The following is a 21,706-nucleotide window of genomic DNA, read 5'->3' as shown; positions in this document are numbered from 1 at the left end:
GAGATGTAGGTTGTACTGCAAAGAGATTTTTTCAACTTTTCACTTCTCACTAATTACATTTCACATGCTTAAAATTTTTCGGGTTTGATTAATACGTAAACCAAATAGCCGAAAACAACAAGTGCAATAATAAATAGTGCAGTCATAATTTAGATTTTTTCAAAAAATTCGACAGATTTAAAACAAATCGCAAACAACAAAACGGCTAGTGTGAGTAAAAGGATTGTGATTATCATAATTTTAGATTATTGGATTATTGGACTTTTAGACAATTTAGTAGCCTCGTTATACTCCCGAAGCATTTATTTGCTTGATGTATTCCGCCTTCAAAGATTTTGGAAAAAGATCTGAAATTGTGCAATGACGCATTTCCATAAAAGAGGAAACCGAAAAAAGATAGACATTGGAAATAGCAATTTTAGTTTCGTTGCTTCCTGTTGCCAATAAGCGTTCAGCGAGTGCCAAACATTTTTTTGCTCTGGAAATATTTCCCGTAATAATGGCAGTCTTGGTGATTTCGGCGAAGCGTTCCGCTTGTTTGTAAATCGTGGTGACTTGATTTTTCATATGTATTTAATATTTGTTTTTTTAAGGAATATGGTATCGCCATTCTTCGATTTTATTTCTAATTCGAATCATGGCGATTTCATAAGAATGATTTATTATGTTCTTCATCGCTTATGCCAAAATGCATTCCAAAATACCATAGCACACCTCAAAGCTTTGTCAATTAGGATTTTGAAGTTTTTATACCAAAAAAAAGCATAAAAAAAGCCTATCAAAATGATAGGCTTTTCTCAAAACAATATGATTTTAATGAATATTGTATTCGTCTAATTTTCTATAAAGTGTGGCAATACCAATTTCGAGTAACCGTGCCGTTTCGGCTTTATTGCCTTTTGTATAATTCAAAACTTTTTGAATGTGTAATTTTTCGACGCTTCCTATAGAAAAAGCGGAGACTATCTTATTGTCTTTGACAGTTTGATGTTGTATTTCGTAAGGCAGCAAATCTTGAGTTAAAATCTCGTGATTAACCAAAATAACGGCACGTTCAATCACGTTTTTAAGTTCCCTTACATTTCCTGGCCAGTGGTACGTTTCTAGTTTATGAAGAAAATCGGCATCAATTTGAACTGCTTTTTTATTGGTTTTAGCCGAAAATTGAATTGCAAAACTTTGGGCTAATGGAGCTATGTCTTTTACTCTTTCGCGCAAAGGTGGAATTTTAATCTCGAAAATATTTAGCCTAAAATAAAGATCAGAACGAAAACGATGTGCTTCACTTTCTGTTTTTAAATCCCGATTTGTAGCCGCAATCAAACGAAAGTTAGATTTTTTTACAGTAGTTCCTCCAACCGGAATGTATTCATTTGTTTCTAAAACACGAAGCAATTTAGCTTGCAAATCAATAGGCATTTCTCCTATTTCATCCAAAAACAAAGTCCCGCCATGCGCTTCTTCGATAAACCCTTTTTTATCTTTTAGTGCTCCCGTAAAAGCACCTTGCTTGTGTCCAAACAATTCACTTTCTAAAATTTCCTTACCAAAAGTACTGCAGTTCAGAGCCACAAAGGACTTCCCTATTCGATTGCTGTTTTCGTGAATGGCTTGTGCAAAAACTTCCTTTCCGGTTCCTGTTTCTCCTGTTAATAAAACGGTTGAATCTGTAACGGCTACTTTTTTTGCAAGTTCTATTATTTGCTGCAAAGCTTTTGATTTCCCAACTATAGTTTGGAATGAAAATTTATCTGAAATTCGTTTTTCGAGTATCACAACTTTACGTTGTAATTCTGATTTTTCAAGAGCTTTATACAGCAGAGGTAATATTCTGTCATTATCATCGCCTTTAACAATATAATCAAAAGCCCCGTTTTTCATGGCCTGAACACCATCTGAAATATTTCCAAAAGCTGTTAACAAAATAACCTCAACAACGGAAAAGGATTCTTTAATCTTGGTTACAAAATCAACACCGTTCCCATCTGGAAGTTTAACATCACAGAGTACCACATCAATGTCGTTGTGTTCTATTTTTTTAAACCCTGATTTCAAATCGGGAGCTTCAATGACATGAAAACCTTCTGATTTTACTATTCGAGCAAGCAATCCTCGAAGTTTTTCTTCATCGTCAATTATGAGTATGTTTTTCAAAATAAGCTATCAATTAGACCACAAAAATACATTTTTTTGTAGGGGATTCATGAAAATATTGTGGGCTATTGTTTTTTTAAGATCATTTCTAACTTTAAAAAACTACTGCTCTTCACTTTTAAAAATTGTACGAAAGTAAAAAAGTAACATAAAAAAATAAATCACATTATCAATTGCTTGCGCCAATACTACACCTTCTATACCATATTTTTTTAACAAAAAAGTACATAAAAAAAGCATCATAAATAAGGAAAAAAACTCTGTCACTAAGAATGCTACGGTAAGCTTTTTGGCAAAAAATTGACACCCTAAAATTAAAGCAGCAACCTTGAATACATCTCCAAATAATTGCCAAAAAAACAGGGCCGCAACAGGACGGAAAGCGGGAGTAAAAAGAAGATCAATGATGCAAAATCGTAGGCAATATAACACGACCATGACAACTATAAAAAGTGGTAAAACCAATTTATAAAATTCCAAAAACATTTTTTTTGTTGCCAAATTGTTTTTGGCTGTAGCTAATTGTGGTAAAAAATATACGCTTATTATAGTGGTCACAAACATCATGTAATACATTGAAATTCGCTGCATCGTTTCCCAATATCCAGCTTGTTCAAGTCCTAAATTCAAGATGATATTTTTTCGGATGGCGAGATAAATCAATGGACCCACAACAGCTGTAGCCAAAGTCATTACGGTATAAGATCCTAGTTTTTTTAGAATAGCAAAATCAAATTCTTTCCAAGAAAATAAGGATATAAATGCAATTTCTTTATTGGCAAAAAAAACGGCTGCAAAAAAAAGTGTTGCTGGCATTAAAACAAGCGCAAGTAACGCACCCGTTGTTTTGTAATTAATAATTAATACTACAGAGAGTAAAAAACCCAATACATTCCCTATTGTATTGATCCAAATAACTTTTTTGTATTTACCAAGTCCGTTGATAACAGCGGTAAAAAACACTGAAATGGTATACCATGGTAAAGAAAATGCCAAGACTTTTATAACAAAAGCAAAGTCGAAATTTTCTCCAAACAGCAAAAAATTCCAATAGGATGCCAAAAAGTACAAGACAGAACTCAAAACTACTGCAACTGCAAGCAAACTCAAAGTTACTGTGGCTAAAACTTTCTTGAGTTCCAAATCGCTATTTTCGGCTTCAGCAACATATTTTACAATGCCATTTTGAAAACCTAAAGTAGAAATATTCTCCAGTGAAGTAAAAAAAACACGTAAATTACCCACCAATGCCATTCCGCTAGGTCCTACAAAAACAGCTAAAATCTTTGAAGTGAGTAATCCTGATACTATTTTTATGGCAACACTCAAGCTATTCCAAGTAGCAATTTTAAACAACTTATTTTGAATAATTTTACTTAATATGTTCAAACTAATATTGATTTAAAATCGTTATCACATAACTAACTTCGTCCTCAGTCATGACAGGGCTCATGGGTAAACTCAAAACCTCGTTGTGTATTTTTTCAGTAATTGGATATGTGTTATGATTTAAAAATTCAAAAGCTTTTTGCTTGTGTGGCGGTATAGGATAATGCACTACCGTTTCAATATCATTTTCGCTTAAGTATCTTTGCAGATCATCTCGATCAAGTGTTCTAATCACAAACAAGTGAAATACATGACTAGTTTCATGACCAATAGAATTTGAAATACTAGGTAATATTATCTTTTCATTTTTTATTTCATTTAAATATCGCTGTGCAACTGCTATTCGATAAGCATTTGCCGCGTCTAGAAAAGGTAATTTTACATTTAAAAATGCTGCCTGAACCTCATCTAATCTCGAGTTTACCCCAATAATATCGTTTTTGTATTTAAGATTAGAACCATAATTTCGAATGGATTGTAGAACTTCAGCAAGAGCAGAGTCATTGGTAGTAATAGCACCTCCATCTCCTAATGCTCCCAGATTTTTACTTGGATAAAAACTATAGGCTTGATTGCGGGATAATGACTCCTCTTGCAATCCTAAGCCATCATTACCACTCGTAACTTGAGCACCATGAGCTTGGGCTGCATCTTCCAGTACTATTAAATTATGAGCATTTGCAAGTGCAAATATAGCATCCATATCTGCCAATTGTCCGTATAAATGAACAACTAAAATAGCCTTGGTATTTGAAGTAATATGTTTTAGAATAGCATTGGTATCAATATTGAACGTACTAAGCTTTGGCTCTACTAGTACAGGAACAAGATCAGCTTGCATAATCGCTAATATACTGGCGATATATGTATTTGCGGGAACAATTACAGCATCTCCTTTTTTTAATTTACCTAATTGAATGTATCCTTTAAAAAGCAATAAAAGTGCATCAAAACCATTGCCTACACCTATACAATACTTAGTACCGCAGTATAAAGCAAAATCCCGTTCAAAATCTTGCAACTCACTCCCTAGTATATACCAACCATTATCCAGTACTTGTTTCAACTTATCTTGAAAAGCACTTTCATAAGGTGCATTTATTTTCTTTAAATCTAGGAATTTAATCATCTATCAAGACTTAATTTTTAATTACAAAAATAGCGGTTAACTTTTCAAAATCAGCCGTTTGTACTTCATAAAAATCTTGAATTATTGTTCTAGCTCCAAAACTTTCTTTCCAGTATGACAAACCTTCGTTGAGCAACTTCCCATTTTGTTCATTTGAAATCCCAAAATCAAAATACCACTTATGAGCAAAAACTTGATAAATTAAATGTTGGAATAAAATGTCAAGGCTTCCTAATTTTTTTCCATTTTCAAATTTAGATAGGTACTGACAATGGGCCACTGTGTCGGTTTCAAATATGGTTGCACCTGCAACAATAACATCTTTGTTGTACACATTAAACTGCCGAACGTTTTCAGGAAACTGTGTTTTTAAAAACTCCATTTCTTGAACTGTATGCACAGGCTCTATTTGATGTTGTGCTTTTAAATTGGGAATCAACACTTGGTTCCAAAATGCATTACAACTATTTTCTTCTCTTACTTCTAGGTTATTTTTTATCCCTCTAATGATTCCATTTTTTCTAGATCTATCAAATTCAATATTTTGGGTCAAATCTATAACAGCCAATGAATCTCTTCTAACTAATTTGGCATCGGCCAAAAATAAAGCATAGAGCAATTCATCAGATGGTTTGTTACAATATATGGAAGGCATTGCTTTAAAATACAATTTTTGAACCGTATTTTGATTTAGGAAATATAAAACCTCTTTAAAGGCCATGAGAATAGTTTTGAGCTTAGATTTATCAGTTGTAACCAAACCGCCATAAGTAAGACCTTGGTGAGAGAAAACAGTATCCTCAACTCTATTGGCTGGCATTATTCCAATTAATTGTGAGTTGAAATAAATCAAAAGTGAAAAATCAACAAAACGATCTTTGTGGTACTCCATAAAATCCCGATGAAACAAAAAAGTAGCATTTTTGGCTTGACCAATAAAATCATTCCACAATTTATAATCAGTAGGTTCGTATTTTTTTATGTAAAATTGCTTCACTTTTAAATTTTAGACAGCATTAAAGTAATCATTTTTTTATTTCTTTTCTAAAGTAGGTAAATACCATTTAAACCTGACTGCCATCAATCTAAGCGAAATAATTATAGACGAAGTTGTTAAATACAGTACATCATTTTCTAGGTTTAAATCCCGAAGTATAAAGAAGACAATTCCACCCAAGATACAAAGCGTTGCATAAATCTCCCGCCTAAAAATAACTGGAATTTCAGTACATAATATGTCACGAATTACGCCTCCAAAACAAGCCGTCATAGTGCCCAGCGCAACACATATTATAGGATGTAACCCAATGTGAATTCCTTTTTCAAGACCAATGAGTGTAAAAACACCCAATCCTATGGTATCAAACAAAAATAAGGAAGTCCTGAGTTTGTCAAATTTTTTTCTAAAAATAATAGCCAATACAAAACCCACGGCAATAACATAAACATAATTCAAGTCTAGCATCCATCCTACAGGAGTGCGTCCAATCAAGATGTCTCGCAATGTTCCACCGCCCACAGCCGTTACAAATGCTATAATAAAAACACCAAAAGGGTCCATTTTTTTACTCATAGCTGTTAATGCTCCCGAAAGTGCAAAAGCCATTGTACCAATAAGATCTAGAAAATGAAACATTTAAAACTAGTTTTTTGCCAAAAATAGATAAAATCTGCGTCAATTCACCTCTAGTATCCCTAAATTCTAGCGCCCTTGCTTTGTATTAAATATTAAATAAAAGGGCTTTAAAACTGTCATTTCTCTATGTATCTTTGTAGCTACAAATCAAATAGATCAAAATCTTGAAACAAATTACTTCAGTTCAAAATCCATATATAAAATCCTTAGTGCAACTACAGGAAAAGGCTAAAGCACGTAAACAATCTGGAACTTTTTTAATAGAAGGGAAAAGAGAAATTGAAATTGCAGTTAAAGGTGGATATGTTCTGGATCAAATTTTATTTCTTCCAGAGATTATTTCAGAAACCGAAGCATTGCAATTATCAGCAACTGCTGAGTTAATTTCTATAAATAAAGAAGTATATCAAAAACTAGCTTATAGAGATACTACCGAAGGAGTTTTGGCTGTAGCCAAAACTAAATCCATGCAATTGAATGACCTCAAATTGTCGAAAAACCCTCTAATCCTTATTGCTGAAGCTCCAGAAAAACCTGGAAATATTGGGGCACTATTGCGCACCGCTGATGCCGCTAATCTGGATGCCGTAATCATAGCAAACCCAAAAAGCGACTTGTACAACCCTAATATAGTGCGATCTAGTGTAGGATGCTTGTTTACTAACCAAATTGCAACTGGAACCACGGCAGAAATTATTGCTTTTTTAAAAGATAAAAAAATCAACTTTTACTGTGCAACCTTACAAAACTCAAACTCCTATCATTTAGAAAACTACACTACACCAACGGCTCTAGTTGTAGGAACAGAAGCTACAGGGCTTACAGAGGATTGGCGAAATGCAGCAACACAAAACATAATTATCCCAATGCAAGGCGAAATTGATTCTATGAATGTGTCGGTAGCAGCTGCAATACTTATTTTTGAAGCCAAAAGACAAAGGGGTTTTTAAAATTAAAGCTTTATAAAACCATTTTTTTAAGTGCTAAGAAAATGATAAAACCCCTTTTTGATTTGCAAATATTACAATAAATTGCTAAATTTAGTGCTTATACAAAGCTGTTATGATAGAAATTGATATCGAGAAAGAAAATAAAGCAATTGCACACGAATATAAAGAGTTACTAAGAATAAGTTACCAAACCTTAACCGAAGAAGATAAAAAACTCATTCGTAAAGCATTTGATGTATCTGTTGAAGCGCACAAAGACCAAAGAAGAAAATCTGGCGAAGCCTATATTTTTCATCCTATAGCTGTCGCCAAAATTGTTGCGTCAGAGATTGGTCTTGGAGCAACTTCAATAGCAGCAGCCTTATTACATGATGTTGTTGAGGATACTCCAACAACTGTACAAGACATTGAACGCTTATTCAATCCAAAAGTAGCTCAAATTGTAGAGGGATTAACGAAGATCTCATTGGTACAAAAAGACTTGAATGCCTCTATACAAGCGGAAAATTTCCGTAAAATGATCTTAACGCTTAATGATGACGTTCGTGTCATTTTGATTAAACTCGCCGATAGATTGCACAACATGCAAACCATGGACTCGATGAGAGAGGACAAACAAACCAAAATTGCTTCAGAAACTCTTTATATATATGCTCCACTAGCACATCGATTGGGCTTATATAACATTAAAACAAAGTTAGAAGACTTAGGCTTAAAATATACTGAACCAGTAATTTATCATGAAATTGTAAGCAAGATAAAAGAAACCAAAGAAGAACAAGACGCCTACATTGCAGATATTTCAAACGTAATTAAAGAATCATTAGACTTAGAGAATGTAGAGTATGCCATTAAAGGAAGGCCTAAATCTATTTACTCTATTCGTAGAAAAATGAAAGCTCAAAATGTGAGTTTTGATGAAGTGTATGACAAATTTGCTTTACGAATAGTGTACAAATCAAATCCTCATGAAGAAAAATTCATTGCCTGGAAAATATATTCTATTGTAACAGACCATTATAGACCTAGCCCTAGTCGATTGAGAGACTGGATATCATCGCCTAAATCAACCGGATATGAAGCCTTACACATTACTGTTATGGGACCAAAAGGACGCTGGGTAGAAGTGCAAGTTCGTAGTGAACGTATGGATGAAATTGCAGAAAAAGGATATGCTGCACACTACAAATACAAAAACGGAGCTACTGAAGAAAGCGGACTTGATGTGTGGCTTAACCTCTTGAAAGAAGCACTAGAAAACTCTGAAACAAATGCGGTTGACTTTGTAGAGGATTTTAAAATGAATTTATATTCTAAAGAAATTTTTGTCTTTACGCCAAAAGGAGAAATAAAATCATTGCCAAAAGGAGCGACCTCTCTTGACTTTGCATTTAGCATACACTCAGAAATAGGAATCAGAACTAGAGGAACGCGTGTAAATGGGAAATTAGTTCCTTTAAACTTTGAATTAAAAAGTGGGGATCAAATAGAAGTGATCACATCCCAACATCAAAAACCCACGATTAACTGGCTGGATTATGTAACTACCTCAAGAGCCAAAACAAAAATTAAAAATGTTTTAAACGAGAATACCAAAAAAATTGGCGAAGAAGGGAAAGAACTCCTTACTCGTAAATTAAAACATTTAAAAATAACATTGAGTGAGCAAGTTATTAATGAACTGGTTAATTTCTTTAAACTCAAAACAAGTCTAGATTTATTTTATAGAGTAGGAATAGGTGCTATAGAAAACCAGCAACTTAAAGACTATGCTGCTCAAAAAAGCAATACGTTTATTAATTTTTTCAAGAATAAAATAAAACGTTCTCCTAGTCACACTTCTGATGAAGACATACACAAACCCATTATCAAGAGCAATTATGACATGCTCGTTTTTGGTAAAGAACATGATAAGCTAGATTATAAATTATCTCCATGTTGCAATCCTATTCCGGGTGATGACGTTTTTGGTTTTGTTACTATTAATGAAGGAATAAAAGTGCATAAAAAAGATTGCCCTAACGCCATAGGAATGCAATCTAATTATGCCTATCGGATCATGTCAGCAAAATGGATTGACTCCTCTCAAGAGGAATTCAAGGCTATTATCAATATTACCGGAATGGATGTATTGGGGCTTGCAAATGAACTCACAAAGGTAATATCAAACAACATGAATGTTAACATCCAAAGTATTTCACTTAGCACAGATGCCGGTATTTTTCATGGACAGGTAACCGTTATTGTGCAGAACAATACTATTTTGAAAAAAATGATCAGCAACATCAAAAAAATAGATGGAATAGACAAAGTTACAAGAGAATATAAAACATAACAATTCACATACTAATTTAGTTGCCAACACCTTTTTTTTATAAATCAAGTTCAATCTTGTATGTATTCAAAAAAGAAAACTTTACATTTTAAACTAAAAAAATTATCTTTGCCAGCATATGACACTTATTGCCACAGACAACTCAAAAAACCAAGAAATCGTTAGGAATGTCTTTACGATTTATCTTGAAAAAAAAGGGCATCGCAAAACACCCGAGCGATATGCTATCCTGCAAGAAATTTATGATAGCGAAGAGCATTTTGATGTAGAAAATTTATACATCAAAATGAAAAACAAAAACTACCGTGTGAGTAGGGCTACACTTTACAACACTATTGAGCTATTACTTGATTGTGCTTTGGTTCGTAAACATCAATTTGGTCAAAATCAAGCACACTATGAAAAATCATATTTTGACAAACAGCACGATCATATCATTATGACTGATACTGGGGAAGTAATAGAGTTTTGTGACCCAAGAATTCAAACCATAAAGAAAACTATTGAAGAGATTTTTGATATTGAAATCACCAATCATTCTCTTTACCTATATGGCAATAAAAAACAAAAACAATAAAGAACACTAGTTCTTACAAATATAAAATTAACTACAAATAACACTTAGAATGACGGTAGATTTATTATTAGGATTACAATGGGGAGATGAGGGAAAAGGAAAAATTGTTGATGTTCTTACTTCAAAATATGATATTATTGCCCGTTTTCAAGGTGGCCCAAACGCTGGTCACACACTTGAATTTGATGGAATAAAACATGTTTTAAGAACTATTCCATCTGGTATTTTTCATAAAACTGCTGTAAACATAATAGGTAACGGAGTTGTTATTGACCCTGTAGTTTTTCAAAAAGAAATTGAAGGTCTTGAAAAATTTAATTTAGATATCAAAAGCAAATTAATCATTTCTAGAAAAGCACACTTAATCTTACCTACACACCGCTTGCTAGATGCAGCTTCTGAAGCTTCAAAAGGGAAAGCTAAAATTGGTTCAACCTTAAAAGGTATTGGCCCAACCTATATGGACAAAACCGGTAGAAACGGAATTCGTGTGGGTGATATTGAACTCGAAGATTTTGCAGATCGTTATAGAGCATTGGCTGACAAGCATGAAGAAATGATCAAATTTTATGATGTATCTATACAATACAACCTTGCCGAAATGGAAACCGAATTCTTTGCAGCTATCGAAGAATTAAAAAAATTAGATTTTATTGACAGCGAAGAATATTTACACCAAGCTCAAAAGGCTGGTAAATCAATCCTGTGCGAAGGTGCTCAAGGTTCTTTACTAGATGTTGATTTTGGAACGTATCCTTTTGTAACATCATCAAACACTACAGCTGCGGGTGCTTGCACTGGTTTAGGTATTGCTCCAAATAAAATTAAAGAAGTTTACGGAATTTTTAAAGCCTATGTTACTCGTGTAGGAAGTGGACCGTTCCCAACTGAACTTTTTAACGAAGATGGAGCAACTATGGCACGCGTAGGAAACGAATTTGGATCAGTAACAGGAAGACAAAGACGTTGCGGATGGCTTGACCTTGTGGCATTAAAATATGCTGTACAAGTTAATGGTGTAACGCAATTGATGATGATGAAAGGTGACGTACTTTCTGGATTTGAAACTCTTAAAGTTTGTACGGATTACAATTATAAAGGTGAAAAAATTTCTCATTTCCCATATAACATCGAACCAGAAAATGTGACTCCAGTTTACCAAGAATTTAAAGGTTGGAAACAAGATTTAACGGGTATGACCACTTATGATGAATTGCCAGTTGAACTAAAAGAGTACATTGCTTTTATAGAAAAAGAAGTTGAGGTGACGATCAAAATTGTATCTGTAGGTCCAGATAGAAAACAAACGATCTTAAAATAAACATCCTAAACGTCCCGATTCAACGGGACGTTTTTTTTGTTCAAAAAAAATGAATTAAATGAAAAATCCAAATATTAAAATCCAAAATACTGAAATACTTTCTGATAACTGGTATCAACTAAACAAAGTAACATTTGATTATCAAAAAAAAGACAACTCATGGATTACTCAAAAAAGAGAGGTCTATGATAGAGGTAATGGAGCGGCCATATTGTTATACAACACGAATTTTAAAACAGTTATACTTACAAAACAGTTTAGACTTCCCACCTATTTAAACGGAAATGAAAGCGGGATGATGGTTGAAGTTTGCGCAGGACTTCTAGACCAAGACAATCCTGAACAATGCATTATAAGAGAAACTGAAGAAGAAACGGGATACCGAATTTCAAAAGTAAAAAGAATCATGGAAACTTACATGTCACCTGGCGCTGTAACCGAAATTCTCTATTTATTTACTGGTGAATATGATGCTAGCATGAAAGTAAGCGAAGGTGGAGGAGCAGAACATGAAGAGGAGAATATCGAAGTAATTGAAATGCCATTTGATGCTGCTTATACTATGATTGAAAGCGGCGAACTAAAAGATGCCAAAACAATTATGCTCTTGCAGTATGCCAAAATAAATAGCCTCTTGTAATGAATAATACTATAAAGGGAGTTTTATTTGCTTTACTAGCTACTTTACTTTGGTCAGGAAATATGGTTATTGCAAGCGGGATCAAAGGTCACATCCCTCCTATTGGCTTAGCATTTTGGCGCTGGGCGGTAGCTTGTATTGTTTTGGCACCATTTGCTTTAAAAACAACTATTAACACCATTTCAACAGTCAAAAAACACCTTAAATACCTATCGCTTACTGCTTTGTTAGGCATTACCATTTTCAACACACTCATTTACTTTGCTGGCAAAACAACTAGTGCGGTAAACTTGTCATTAATTGCGATTTCAATTCCATTATTTATAGTATTATTGTCCCGTGTTATTTTCAAAGAAAAAGTTTCAACTAATCAAACTATTGGAATTGTAATCATTATAATTGGCGTTTTGGTTCTTATTTCCAAAGGATCATTTCAGGCATTACTGCACATACAATTTGCCATTGGAGATGTTTTAATGCTTTTTGCTTGCTTCTTCTTTGCGTGTTACACCATTTTAGTTCGCAAGAAACCAGATGCGTTGGCTCCAAAAGTATTTCTATTCAGTGTATTTGTCATTGGAACTATTTTTCTGCTTCCGCTTTACATCATAGAACACATTTACTTTAAAAAAGTAACTCTCGATTCAAAAACCATCTTAATTACGGGTTATGTTGGCGTTTGCGCCTCCTTAATTTCATTTTATGTATGGAACGAAGCTATCCGTTTGATAGGCACCTCAAAAACAGCTTTGATTTACTACTTAATCCCGGTATTTAGTGGCCTATTAGCCTATTTATTTCTGAATCAAGAAATTTTACTTTCGCAAATGATCAGTATGGGAATCATTATTACAGGTTTATTAATTACGAATAAAAAATAGAATTGGTAACTTATTAAAAAATTAAAACGTTCTATTTCTTCTTTAAATTCGGTAAAAAAAGCGCTATTATACCAATCAAAGGAAGATAAGCACATATAAAATAAACATGGGTTATACTAGTTTGATCAGCAAGACGGCCTAGTAAAGCAGAACCTAAACCTCCCATTCCAAAAGCAAAACCATAAAACAGTCCTGAAACCATTCCGAGTTTTTTAGGCAATAGCTCTTGCGCATAGACTAAAATTGCTGGAAAAGCAGATGACATGATGATTCCAATAAGCACTGATAAAACTCCTGTCCAAAATAAATCAGCATACGGCAACAATAAGGTGAAAGGTGCAGCCCCTAAAACAGAGAACCAGATTACATATTTTCTTCCAAACTTATCGCCAATTGGCCCGCCTAAAAGTGTCCCTATGGCACAAGAAACTAAAAATATAACCAAATAAAACTGTGCATCTTGTACCGACAAGCTAAATTTTTCAATAAGATAGAAAGTGAAATAACTAGACATACTAGCCATATAAAAGAACTTTGAAAAAATCAAAACCAACAAAACTACCACAGCTAAAACAATGGTATTTTGGGATAAATCCGGTAGAGCAATTACTGTTTTCTTGGTGCTTCGCAAACTTAAATGATGCTGGTACCATAAGGCAATTCTACTCAAAACCATTAGGCCAATTAAAGCCGCTGCAACAAACCAAATGATATAAAACTGTGAATTAGGAACTACAATTAAAGCAATTAATAAAGGCCCAATAGCAGTACCTGCATTACCTCCTAGCTGAAAAATAGATTGTGCCAAACCGCGCTTGCCTCCAGAGGCTAGAAACGATATTCTAGAAGCTTCGGGATGAAAAATAGAAGATCCTATTCCTACCAAAACAACAGCAATTATGATCATTTCAAAACTAGAAGCATAAGACAAACATATAATTCCTGACATAGAAAATAACATCCCGAAGATTTGTGAGAAAGGCTTAGGCCGCTTGTCTGTGTACAAACCTACTAATGGCTGCAAGATAGAAGCGGCCAATTGATAAGCTAACGTAATTAGACCTATTTGTGAAAAAGTCAAATTAAAATTTTGTTTTAAAATGGGATATGATGCCGGAATAACAGCTTGCAGTAAATCGTTTAGTAAATGAGCAAACGCAATAGAAAACAAGATGGAATAAACAGTTTGCTGTGCAATAGGATTGGTATCACTATGGGATACAGAATTAGGAGATGTATTCATATTTAAAAAATAGATAAGCGTATATAAGATTTAGTTGTGATAAATCAGTTCAAATGAATTGTACTAAAAAATACCAAAACAACAAAGTGACAAACGATAATGGGATTCCAAAACCAATCATCATGCTGCTTAAACGAGGTTTTAAACCATGAGAAGCAGACAAGATACAAGCTGTAATCATAGGAGCCATAGCAGCTTCCATGATTGCTACTTGAATAATTTTAGAGTGCTGTTGCAAAAGCAGTACATACAACAAATAAATAAGTGCAGGAGTTAGGATTAATTTATAAAGAAGTCCGAGTCCTAAAAAACGCCAATGTTGACTTTTACGTTCAAATTTTAATTGCAATCCTACTGATAACAAGGCTATTGGTGTTACGCCACTTCCTACTTTTTGTAATCCAAATTGAAGCGTATCAATGAAATCATATCCTAAATTATTCATGACGCAGGCAATAATGAATGTAATAAAAGGAGGAAAAAAAAGGATTTTTTTTAAAATATCAAATCCATTAGATTGACTACTAGAATACATAGTAGCGACAAGAATACCTAGGGTGGAAAGCACCACAAAAGATCCGGGTTGATCAACCAAGATAGCTGTTTTCAATCCTTCTTCACCATACAAAGCCTCAATTATGGGGAATCCTAAAAACGATGTGTTTCCTAATCCTGCCGTCAGAATCAAACACCCAATGAGTTTATTAGACCAACCAAATTTTCTTCCAAGCAAAGTAAAAAAGAGATACGCGCCTACAAAGCCTATCCAAGCCACTCCAATAGGAAAAAGCAACTCCGTACTCCATTTTATTTTAGGGATGTAAAATAGTCCAAGCGCAGGAAGACAAATATAAATTACAATTTTATTCAGAAATTTATAGATGCCTACTGGAAATCCTTTGCAATGTTGCAAAACAATACCGAGTATTAAAAAAACAAAAATTAATATAAAATTGGTCATAGCTTAATTTACTACAAAAGTACCCCTATTTTATGAATTGAATCAAATGAATTTACAAATAGACACATCACGAAGAAAAAAAATATTTTAAAATTGGAAAATTAAAAATACATCGTATATTTGTAACATATTTTATTACAGTATGATTTCAGGTAAGTTTGCTATAACCATCCACATTCTCACATTGCTGCATCAATTTCCTGAGGACTATTTATCCTCAGAGTTCTTGGCATCAAGTATGAATGTACACCCCGTTTTAGTTCGGAAAGAGATAGCAAACCTAAAGAAAAATAACATTGTTGTTAGTAAAGAAGGTAAAAATGGAGGTAGTAAATTATCCGTTTCAGCAGCTTCCCTAACTTTAGATACCATATTTAAAATGACTTTTGAAACCGTTAACTTAGGCTATGCAAAAAACACGCCCAATCCAAAATGCCCTATCGGAAGAAAAATGAATGAAAAACTAACCGATTTGTATGATGAGATCAACACTAAAATCAGCTCTGAATTGAGCAACATAACACTCGAAAAATTTTCGAACCAATTTTAAACTTTTTTTTGACTTAAACTGTAACATTTTTTATTACTTATTAAAACCCAACATTATGAAAATTGCTATCATTGGAGCCACTGGATTTGTAGGCACCGCTATTCTAAACGAATTAAACGCGCGTAATCATGAAATTACTGCAATTGCGAGAAACCCAAAAGACGAAAACACAGAACAGGTAAAATGGATTAAGGCCAATGCCCATATAGAAACGGATTTACTTGAGGCAATTTCAGGAAATGATCTTGTAATTAACGCTTACAGTGCAGGCTGGACCAATCCTAACTTTTACGACGATTTTCTTGAAGCCTCAAAAACAATTCAGGAAGCGGTAAAAAAATCAGATGTAAAACGATTCCTCACTATTGGAGGTGGCGGAAGTTTGTACGTTGCGCCGAATGTTCAAGCTGTAGACACACCTGATTTCCCTAAGGAATATTATACGGGCGCTACCGCTGCAAGGGATTATTTGAATCATATTAAAGAGGAAAAAGAATTGAATTGGACATTCTTTAGTCCAGCTTTAGAGATGCATCAAGGAATAACTACAGGAAGAACTGGTAAATACCGTCTAGGTTTAGAAAATCCTGTCTTTAATGAAGATAATAGAAGCATCCTATCTGTTGAGGATCTTGCAGTTGTTATTGCCGATGAAGCCGAAGAACCAAAGCATCATCAAGTACGATTTACAGCGGCATATTAGTACACAACTAGCATCTAAAAAAACAGTTTCAAAAAGTAAAAGCTTATTTGAAACTGTTTTTGTTTTTAGTACTTTTACAGTTCAACGCCACCATATTTTGGAACAAAAAGACAAAAACCCAAGCACACTACACGAAAAACCCGGAATTACTCCTCCCGAAATGATCAGCACAACATCTGTTGGAGTTATTCAGCGTTTTAGAAAAATACAACCGTCCGCAAAAGAACTTGTTGAAGGTATTTTAGCCGAAAATATTACTGCCTTGAGCCGAGCCATTACTCTTGTAGAAAGTACCAGCAATACTCATTTGGCAAAAGCCAATGAAGTAATCACAGCTTGCTTACCGCACGCTAAACAATCTGTTAGAATTGGAATTACAGGCGTTCCCGGCGTTGGAAAAAGTACTTTTATTGAAGCTTTTGGAAAATACTTAACGAGCTTAGGAAAAAAAGTAGCCGTACTGGCCGTTGATCCTAGTAGTACTATTTCACACGGAAGTATTCTGGGTGATAAAACTCGTATGGAAGAACTAGTCAAAGATAAAAATGCGTTTATCCGTCCATCCGCCTCAGGAGAAACATTAGGAGGTGTAGCCCGTAAAACTCGAGAAACCATTACACTTTGTGAAGCTGCAGGTTTTGATATTATTATTATAGAAACTGTTGGCGTAGGCCAAAGCGAAACGGCTGTTCACAGTATGGTTGATTTTTTTCTATTGCTAAAAATTTCAGGGGCAGGCGATGAATTACAAGGCATTAAACGCGGAATTATGGAAATGGCAGATGCTATTGTGATCAACAAAGCCGATGGCGATAATATCAAAAGAGCCAATCTTGCCAAATTAGAATTCAACAGAGCTTTGCATCTTTTTCCGGCCAAAAAATCAGGCTGGACACCAACCACGGCAGCTTGTAGTGCCATAACACAAGAAGGAATCAGAGAAGTTTGGACTACCATCGAAAAATTCTTAACCCTAACCAAAGACAATGCCTATTTTTTTGAAAAAAGAAAAGAACAAAATCAATATTGGATGCTTGAAACGATCAACGAGCAATTGAAATCCAATTTTTTTAGCAATCCAGAAATCCAAAAATCACTAACCTCTACAAAAAAAGCGGTGCAAAATGATGAAATTTCACCCTTTGCAGCCGCTCAAAAATTATTAGAAACCTATTTCAAAAAAGAGTAAAACTTACTCATTAATCTTAATTTCTTTGTAGGTCTCGTAACCATACTGGATCATTTTAGCACCCACAAAAACCGCGAGAAACTTACTGATCACATATCCAATCATGTGGCCATACTTATAACTTTCACCGTAGGTTTCAATAGATTTAATTTCAAAAGGAAAAAACTTTGTGATTCCGCCTATAATGAACATCGTCCCCATTATAAACATTGCATACATAAAAACATTTTTCATAGTTGATTAATATAGTTAGTTAATAATTACTCTTTTTCGTAGCGTTCCATTTCCCTGTCATAAAACTCATTAGCAAGAACGATTAATCCTTCCATTTCTGTATTCAATTCGGCTTCATCTAAATCCTCAGCTTCTTCCATAAACTCTACCTCATCGTCTTTGAGATTAATTATAAATCTTGGATAGTCTAAGTGTATGATAAAAATATCTTCGGGAAAATCAGTATTATCTCCTAGTAAAAATTTTGGTAATTCCATTATGTATTATTTTATTGATTCGTTTTATAATTCACCAGTTCGGTGAGTTTTCTTTGGCTCCACCAAAACTTCAAAAATCTATTTATCAGAAAGAATTATGGGTGCACTCCCTTTACCATTCATAAAAATAATTTTTGTGTTTGATGACGCTGCTAATTCTTTTTGTGCCTTTATTTGCTCGTATTGCAATTGCTTATCTGATAATCCCGTCGAAATGATACGCTGATAATCTGCAATACCTTGTGCTTCTACTCTTTTACGTTCGGCCTCTTGTTTTTCTTTCTGCAACACAAACGTCATTTTTTGTGCATCTTGCTCTGCGTTAATTTTACTTTCGATAGATGCTTTTACTGATGCTGGTAAGTTTATATTTCGAATGAGAAGTTGCTCTAAAACTAACCCTCTAGCTTTGAAATCAGCTTCAATGGTTTTAAAAATACGTTGTTGAAATTCATTTCTTTTTGTTGAATACAAAGCTACAGCATCATAATAAACAGCATTGTCTCTAATACGCGTTCTGGTTACTGGTCTAACAATTTTATCTGAATAGTTTACACCAATTTCTTTAAAGATTTTTGGAGCAGATTCTGGAGAAATTCTGAATAAAACGGTCAAATCGATGACCACTTCCAGTCCATCATTAGAAAGAACACGAATGGCATCATCACCTTGCTGAGCTCCTTCGCTATGAACGGCAGACATGGTATAATTTTGTGTTTGAATGTCAAATTCAGTCACATCCATAAGAGGATTAATCAAACTCAATCCACTTTCTAGGATATCTGACTGCACACTTCCATAAAGCGACTTTACGCCTACTTTACCAGCATCAATTTGTTTGAAAACCGACGAAACAACGCCTAAAAAAATCAGAAGAATACCTGCAATTTTTAGAGCTCCTGAAAATTTAGAAAAAGAATTTGACGTATTATTTAATGTGAAACTAAAAACTAAAAGAACGACTCCAAGGATAATAAATACTATCATGTTGTAAAGGGTTAAGTTTATATCCTTGTTATACGGAAATAGAAATAAGAAGTTACAATGTACGAAAAAATTTAACTTTGATGTTGTTGCATTGCCAACTTCTTAGTCAATCTTGCAAAGCGAATATACAAAAATAATGCAGCAATTGTTAAACCTGCTAAAAGTCCTATCCAGATACCCACCGCTTTGAGTTCTGTGTACTTTCCTAAATAATAGGATATAGGAAAACCTACAACCCAATAGGCTACAAAGGTAATGTACATAGGGATTTTTACATCTTGAAGACCTCTAAGTGCACCCAAAACAACTACTTGAATTCCATCTGAAATTTGAAATATAGCGGCAATCAATAATAGTTTTGAAGTTATTGCTATAATTTCATTATTATCAACTAGTTGACTCGCATCGGACATGTTTAAGAAAAAATGTGGTAACACTTGATGAAAAATAACAAATAAAATCGCAAAAAATATTTCTAGTAAAATAGCTAAAATAAAAATAGAGCGCGCTACTACAATAAGTTGCTTAAAATCATTCAATCCCTTGGTATTACTTACTCGTATCATGGCTGTAACACTAAGTCCCATAGCTACCATAAAGGTTGATGATGCCAGGATTAATGCAATTTGATTTGCAGCTTGACTATTTTTTCCCAATGATCCAGAGAGCCAAATTGCCGCCGTAAATAAAGTAACCTCAAAAAGCATTTGCATGGCTGAGGGCATTCCTAAATTAATAATTTTTTTAAGAATCGATTTTTTTATTTCTTTGAAACTAAAATTCTTAAAGTATTTTTTCAAATCGGCGTTTCTTTTCATCAGATAATGCATAAAAACGACCATCATGATTCGGGATAAAACCGTTCCTAATGCTGCACCTAGAATTCCTAATTTTGGAAAAATCCAAATTCCATAAATCAATACGTAGTTAAAAAAGATATGCACCACATTTGCCAGCAAAATGGCATACATAGAGTATTTAGTTTTTGATAAACCATCTGCAAACTGCTTGTATCCTTGGTACATAATTACCGGAATCATAGAAAAAGCAACCCAATCAATATAAGGCGCAGCAAGATCAGCCACTTCTTTGGGCTGTTGCATGATATACATTACCTGCTTAGAAAGCACTGTAACCACAAACAATACAAATCCCAAAATGGTACATAGCAATAATCCGTGATGAAAAGTAGTTCGGATTTTTTGATTGTCTTTTTCAGCATCGGCCTCTGCAATAAGCGGTGTTATTGCTGTAGAAAACCCAATACCAATAGACATTGCAATAAAAATAAAACTATTTCCAAGTGAAACAGCTGCTAATTCAGTAGAGCCTAATTTCCCTACCATAAAATTATCAACAATACCTATTAATGTATGTCCCAACATTCCTAGAATGACAGGATAGGCTAATTTGATGTTATAAGAAAACTCTTTGACGTACTGCGATAAATTCACTTTGCTATTTTTTGATGGCAAAGATAATTAGAAGCTTCCGATTCTAACCGTGTTATTGCATTATTAACCCAACCTTTTTTGAATAATATATACAAAAACAAGAAATTCTATAACAAACCAATTGAATTGTATAACACCCTAACAAAGCTCCAAGTCTATATTTGCACCGTTGTTTCGTTTGAATAATAACAACTAAATGACAGAAAATATTAATATTAAATTTTACAATTATGACAATCGCAGGAAAAATTAAAACAGGTTTTTTAGTAGCAGTAGCAATGATGTTTGCTTCAACTACACAAGCACAAGAAACAAACACAGCAGAGAATTATGATCAAGGTTTCCGTTTAGGTGTAGGATTAAATGCAGGCTACTCAACTAATGATCCATATAAATTAGCATTAGGAGCTGACGTAAGAGGTCAGTATGATTTATCAAAAAGATACTCTTTGACTTTAACTACAGGATACACTAATTTGTTTGTTAGTAAAGCAGATACATTTCCTGGACAAACAGAAGGAAAAGATTTAGGTTTAATCCCAGCTAAAGCAGGTTTCAAAGCATTTGTTTGGAATGATCAATTTTACTTAATGGGTGAAGCAGGTGCTGCATTTGCAGTAAGTAATGTAGACAATACCAGAGACAAAACATCATTATTATTGTCTCCAAGTATTGGATACGCTACTAAATATATTGATGTATCGTTGAACTATACACATTACAATCATTTTGATCGTTTAAACAACAATGGAACTCTTGGTAGAGGAGTTGGACAAGTTGGAGTACGTTTAGCTTACGGTTTTCAACTGTAAGACCTCATAAAATTAGTTATAAAAAAATGCGCTGAAATTCGAGGGCACTGAAAAACATCGCTTATTTTGATTAGCATCCTTTTTTAGATAATAAAAAACGCTTGTAACAGGATTTCAAACATCTGTTATAAGCGTTTTTATTTTTGTAACTGTTTTTTATTGTAGGTTATATGAGTTGGTTTTTGACTTATACAGGTTCATTTGGCAAAATGCATGTGTAGATTACATTTTCTACATTAATTTGAGTATTCTTTTTAAGTTGACTGTAAAAATTGCTATTGCACCTTGCATTTGCATATTGGTA

At 33.9% G+C, this 21,706-nt stretch carries 23 protein-coding genes; 10 read left to right on the top strand and 13 right to left on the bottom strand.

Features of this window, described 5'->3' with window-relative positions:
• Positions 1-68 precede the first annotated feature (68 nt).
• The 7 genes from kdpF to FJV36_RS01250 all read right to left on the bottom strand — a co-directional run bounded on the left by kdpF (position 69) and on the right by FJV36_RS01250 (position 6,308).
• Positions 69-146 carry a K(+)-transporting ATPase subunit F gene (gene kdpF / locus FJV36_RS01280; protein ID WP_086455241.1) on the bottom strand — a complete coding sequence of 26 codons (78 nt, stop codon included), beginning with the start codon at positions 144-146 and terminating at the stop codon, positions 69-71.
• A gap of 139 nt (positions 147-285) precedes the next feature.
• On the bottom strand, positions 286-567 hold the full coding sequence (locus FJV36_RS01275; protein WP_144889023.1) for a hypothetical protein: 282 nt from the start codon (positions 565-567) through the stop codon (positions 286-288).
• Positions 568-813: 246 nt separating this feature from the next.
• The gene (locus FJV36_RS01270; RefSeq protein WP_199250869.1) at positions 814-2,157 is read right to left on the bottom strand and encodes a sigma-54 dependent transcriptional regulator; all 1,344 of its coding nucleotides are present in this window, start codon (positions 2,155-2,157) and stop codon (positions 814-816) included.
• Between the two features lie 99 nt (positions 2,158-2,256).
• Complete coding sequence (locus FJV36_RS01265; protein WP_233264539.1) at positions 2,257-3,543, bottom strand: O-antigen translocase; 1,287 nt, start codon at positions 3,541-3,543, stop codon at positions 2,257-2,259.
• A 1-nt stretch (position 3,544) separates the two neighbouring features.
• A complete protein-coding gene (locus FJV36_RS01260) occupies positions 3,545-4,672 on the bottom strand; it encodes a DegT/DnrJ/EryC1/StrS aminotransferase family protein (RefSeq protein ID WP_158728325.1) in 1,128 nt (375 codons plus the stop codon).
• A 10-nt stretch (positions 4,673-4,682) separates the two neighbouring features.
• Positions 4,683-5,669, bottom strand: a complete 987-nt coding sequence (locus tag FJV36_RS01255; RefSeq protein ID WP_158728326.1) for a GNAT family N-acetyltransferase — start codon at positions 5,667-5,669, stop codon at positions 4,683-4,685.
• 36 nt (positions 5,670-5,705) lie between these two features.
• Complete coding sequence (locus tag FJV36_RS01250; RefSeq protein ID WP_158728327.1) at positions 5,706-6,308, bottom strand: trimeric intracellular cation channel family protein; 603 nt, start codon at positions 6,306-6,308, stop codon at positions 5,706-5,708.
• Between the two features lie 164 nt (positions 6,309-6,472).
• Here FJV36_RS01250 and FJV36_RS01245 point away from each other — a divergent pair, with 164 nt between their 5' ends.
• From FJV36_RS01245 to FJV36_RS01220, 6 genes are all read left to right on the top strand, one after another.
• Positions 6,473-7,258, top strand: coding sequence for an RNA methyltransferase (locus FJV36_RS01245; RefSeq protein WP_158728328.1), 786 nt, complete (start codon positions 6,473-6,475; stop codon positions 7,256-7,258).
• 112 nt (positions 7,259-7,370) lie between these two features.
• Positions 7,371-9,593 (top strand): bifunctional (p)ppGpp synthetase/guanosine-3',5'-bis(diphosphate) 3'-pyrophosphohydrolase, encoded by a 2,223-nt coding sequence (locus FJV36_RS01240; RefSeq protein ID WP_158980769.1) that lies wholly within the window; start codon positions 7,371-7,373, stop codon positions 9,591-9,593.
• A gap of 118 nt (positions 9,594-9,711) precedes the next feature.
• Positions 9,712-10,170: a Fur family transcriptional regulator gene (locus FJV36_RS01235; protein WP_086453606.1), complete on the top strand. Its 459-nt coding sequence runs from the start codon at positions 9,712-9,714 to the stop codon at positions 10,168-10,170.
• 49 nt (positions 10,171-10,219) lie between these two features.
• The gene (locus FJV36_RS01230; protein ID WP_158728330.1) at positions 10,220-11,491 is read left to right on the top strand and encodes an adenylosuccinate synthase; all 1,272 of its coding nucleotides are present in this window, start codon (positions 10,220-10,222) and stop codon (positions 11,489-11,491) included.
• 58 nt (positions 11,492-11,549) lie between these two features.
• Positions 11,550-12,131: a GDP-mannose pyrophosphatase NudK gene (gene nudK / locus FJV36_RS01225; RefSeq protein ID WP_158728331.1), complete on the top strand. Its 582-nt coding sequence runs from the start codon at positions 11,550-11,552 to the stop codon at positions 12,129-12,131.
• The gene (locus tag FJV36_RS01220) at positions 12,131-13,012 is read left to right on the top strand and encodes a DMT family transporter (protein WP_158728332.1); all 882 of its coding nucleotides are present in this window, start codon (positions 12,131-12,133) and stop codon (positions 13,010-13,012) included. The genes nudK and FJV36_RS01220 overlap by 1 nt, the downstream gene beginning before the upstream one ends.
• Before the next feature lie 31 nt (positions 13,013-13,043).
• On the opposite strand, the gene FJV36_RS01215 is transcribed toward FJV36_RS01220, so the two are convergent.
• Together FJV36_RS01215 and FJV36_RS01210 are read right to left on the bottom strand one after the other, a co-directional pair.
• Positions 13,044-14,255 carry an MFS transporter gene (locus tag FJV36_RS01215; RefSeq protein WP_158728333.1) on the bottom strand — a complete coding sequence of 404 codons (1,212 nt, stop codon included), beginning with the start codon at positions 14,253-14,255 and terminating at the stop codon, positions 13,044-13,046.
• A 49-nt stretch (positions 14,256-14,304) separates the two neighbouring features.
• Positions 14,305-15,216: an AEC family transporter gene (locus FJV36_RS01210; RefSeq protein ID WP_158728334.1), complete on the bottom strand. Its 912-nt coding sequence runs from the start codon at positions 15,214-15,216 to the stop codon at positions 14,305-14,307.
• A gap of 142 nt (positions 15,217-15,358) precedes the next feature.
• On the opposite strand from FJV36_RS01210, the gene FJV36_RS01205 reads away from it, so the two are divergent.
• The 3 genes from FJV36_RS01205 to meaB all read left to right on the top strand — a co-directional run bounded on the left by FJV36_RS01205 (position 15,359) and on the right by meaB (position 17,658).
• Positions 15,359-15,766 (top strand): Rrf2 family transcriptional regulator, encoded by a 408-nt coding sequence (locus tag FJV36_RS01205; protein ID WP_158728335.1) that lies wholly within the window; start codon positions 15,359-15,361, stop codon positions 15,764-15,766.
• 55 nt (positions 15,767-15,821) lie between these two features.
• Positions 15,822-16,469: an NAD(P)-dependent oxidoreductase gene (locus FJV36_RS01200; protein WP_158728336.1), complete on the top strand. Its 648-nt coding sequence runs from the start codon at positions 15,822-15,824 to the stop codon at positions 16,467-16,469.
• A gap of 97 nt (positions 16,470-16,566) precedes the next feature.
• Entirely contained in the window at positions 16,567-17,658 is a 1,092-nt protein-coding gene (gene meaB / locus FJV36_RS01195; RefSeq protein WP_158728342.1) for a methylmalonyl Co-A mutase-associated GTPase MeaB, read from the top strand.
• Positions 17,659-17,661: 3 nt separating this feature from the next.
• On the opposite strand, the gene FJV36_RS01190 is transcribed toward meaB, so the two are convergent.
• The 4 genes from FJV36_RS01190 to FJV36_RS01175 all read right to left on the bottom strand — a co-directional run bounded on the left by FJV36_RS01190 (position 17,662) and on the right by FJV36_RS01175 (position 20,590).
• Positions 17,662-17,892, bottom strand: a complete 231-nt coding sequence (locus FJV36_RS01190) for a hypothetical protein (RefSeq protein WP_158728337.1) — start codon at positions 17,890-17,892, stop codon at positions 17,662-17,664.
• 26 nt (positions 17,893-17,918) lie between these two features.
• Positions 17,919-18,149 (bottom strand): hypothetical protein, encoded by a 231-nt coding sequence (locus FJV36_RS01185; protein ID WP_086453598.1) that lies wholly within the window; start codon positions 18,147-18,149, stop codon positions 17,919-17,921.
• A 78-nt stretch (positions 18,150-18,227) separates the two neighbouring features.
• Complete coding sequence (locus FJV36_RS01180; protein ID WP_158728338.1) at positions 18,228-19,136, bottom strand: prohibitin family protein; 909 nt, start codon at positions 19,134-19,136, stop codon at positions 18,228-18,230.
• 71 nt (positions 19,137-19,207) lie between these two features.
• Positions 19,208-20,590, bottom strand: a complete 1,383-nt coding sequence (locus tag FJV36_RS01175) for an MATE family efflux transporter (protein WP_158728339.1) — start codon at positions 20,588-20,590, stop codon at positions 19,208-19,210.
• A gap of 230 nt (positions 20,591-20,820) precedes the next feature.
• Between FJV36_RS01175 and FJV36_RS01170 the strand changes: the two genes are divergently transcribed.
• A complete protein-coding gene (locus FJV36_RS01170; RefSeq protein ID WP_158728340.1) occupies positions 20,821-21,402 on the top strand; it encodes a hypothetical protein in 582 nt (193 codons plus the stop codon).
• Positions 21,403-21,706: the final 304 nt, after the last annotated feature.

Origin of the sequence: Flavobacterium sp. I-STPP5a, from assembly GCF_009764685.1 — a bacterium.
Classification (GTDB): domain Bacteria; phylum Bacteroidota; class Bacteroidia; order Flavobacteriales; family Flavobacteriaceae; genus Flavobacterium.
This window is presented reverse-complemented; position numbering and strand designations above follow the sequence as displayed.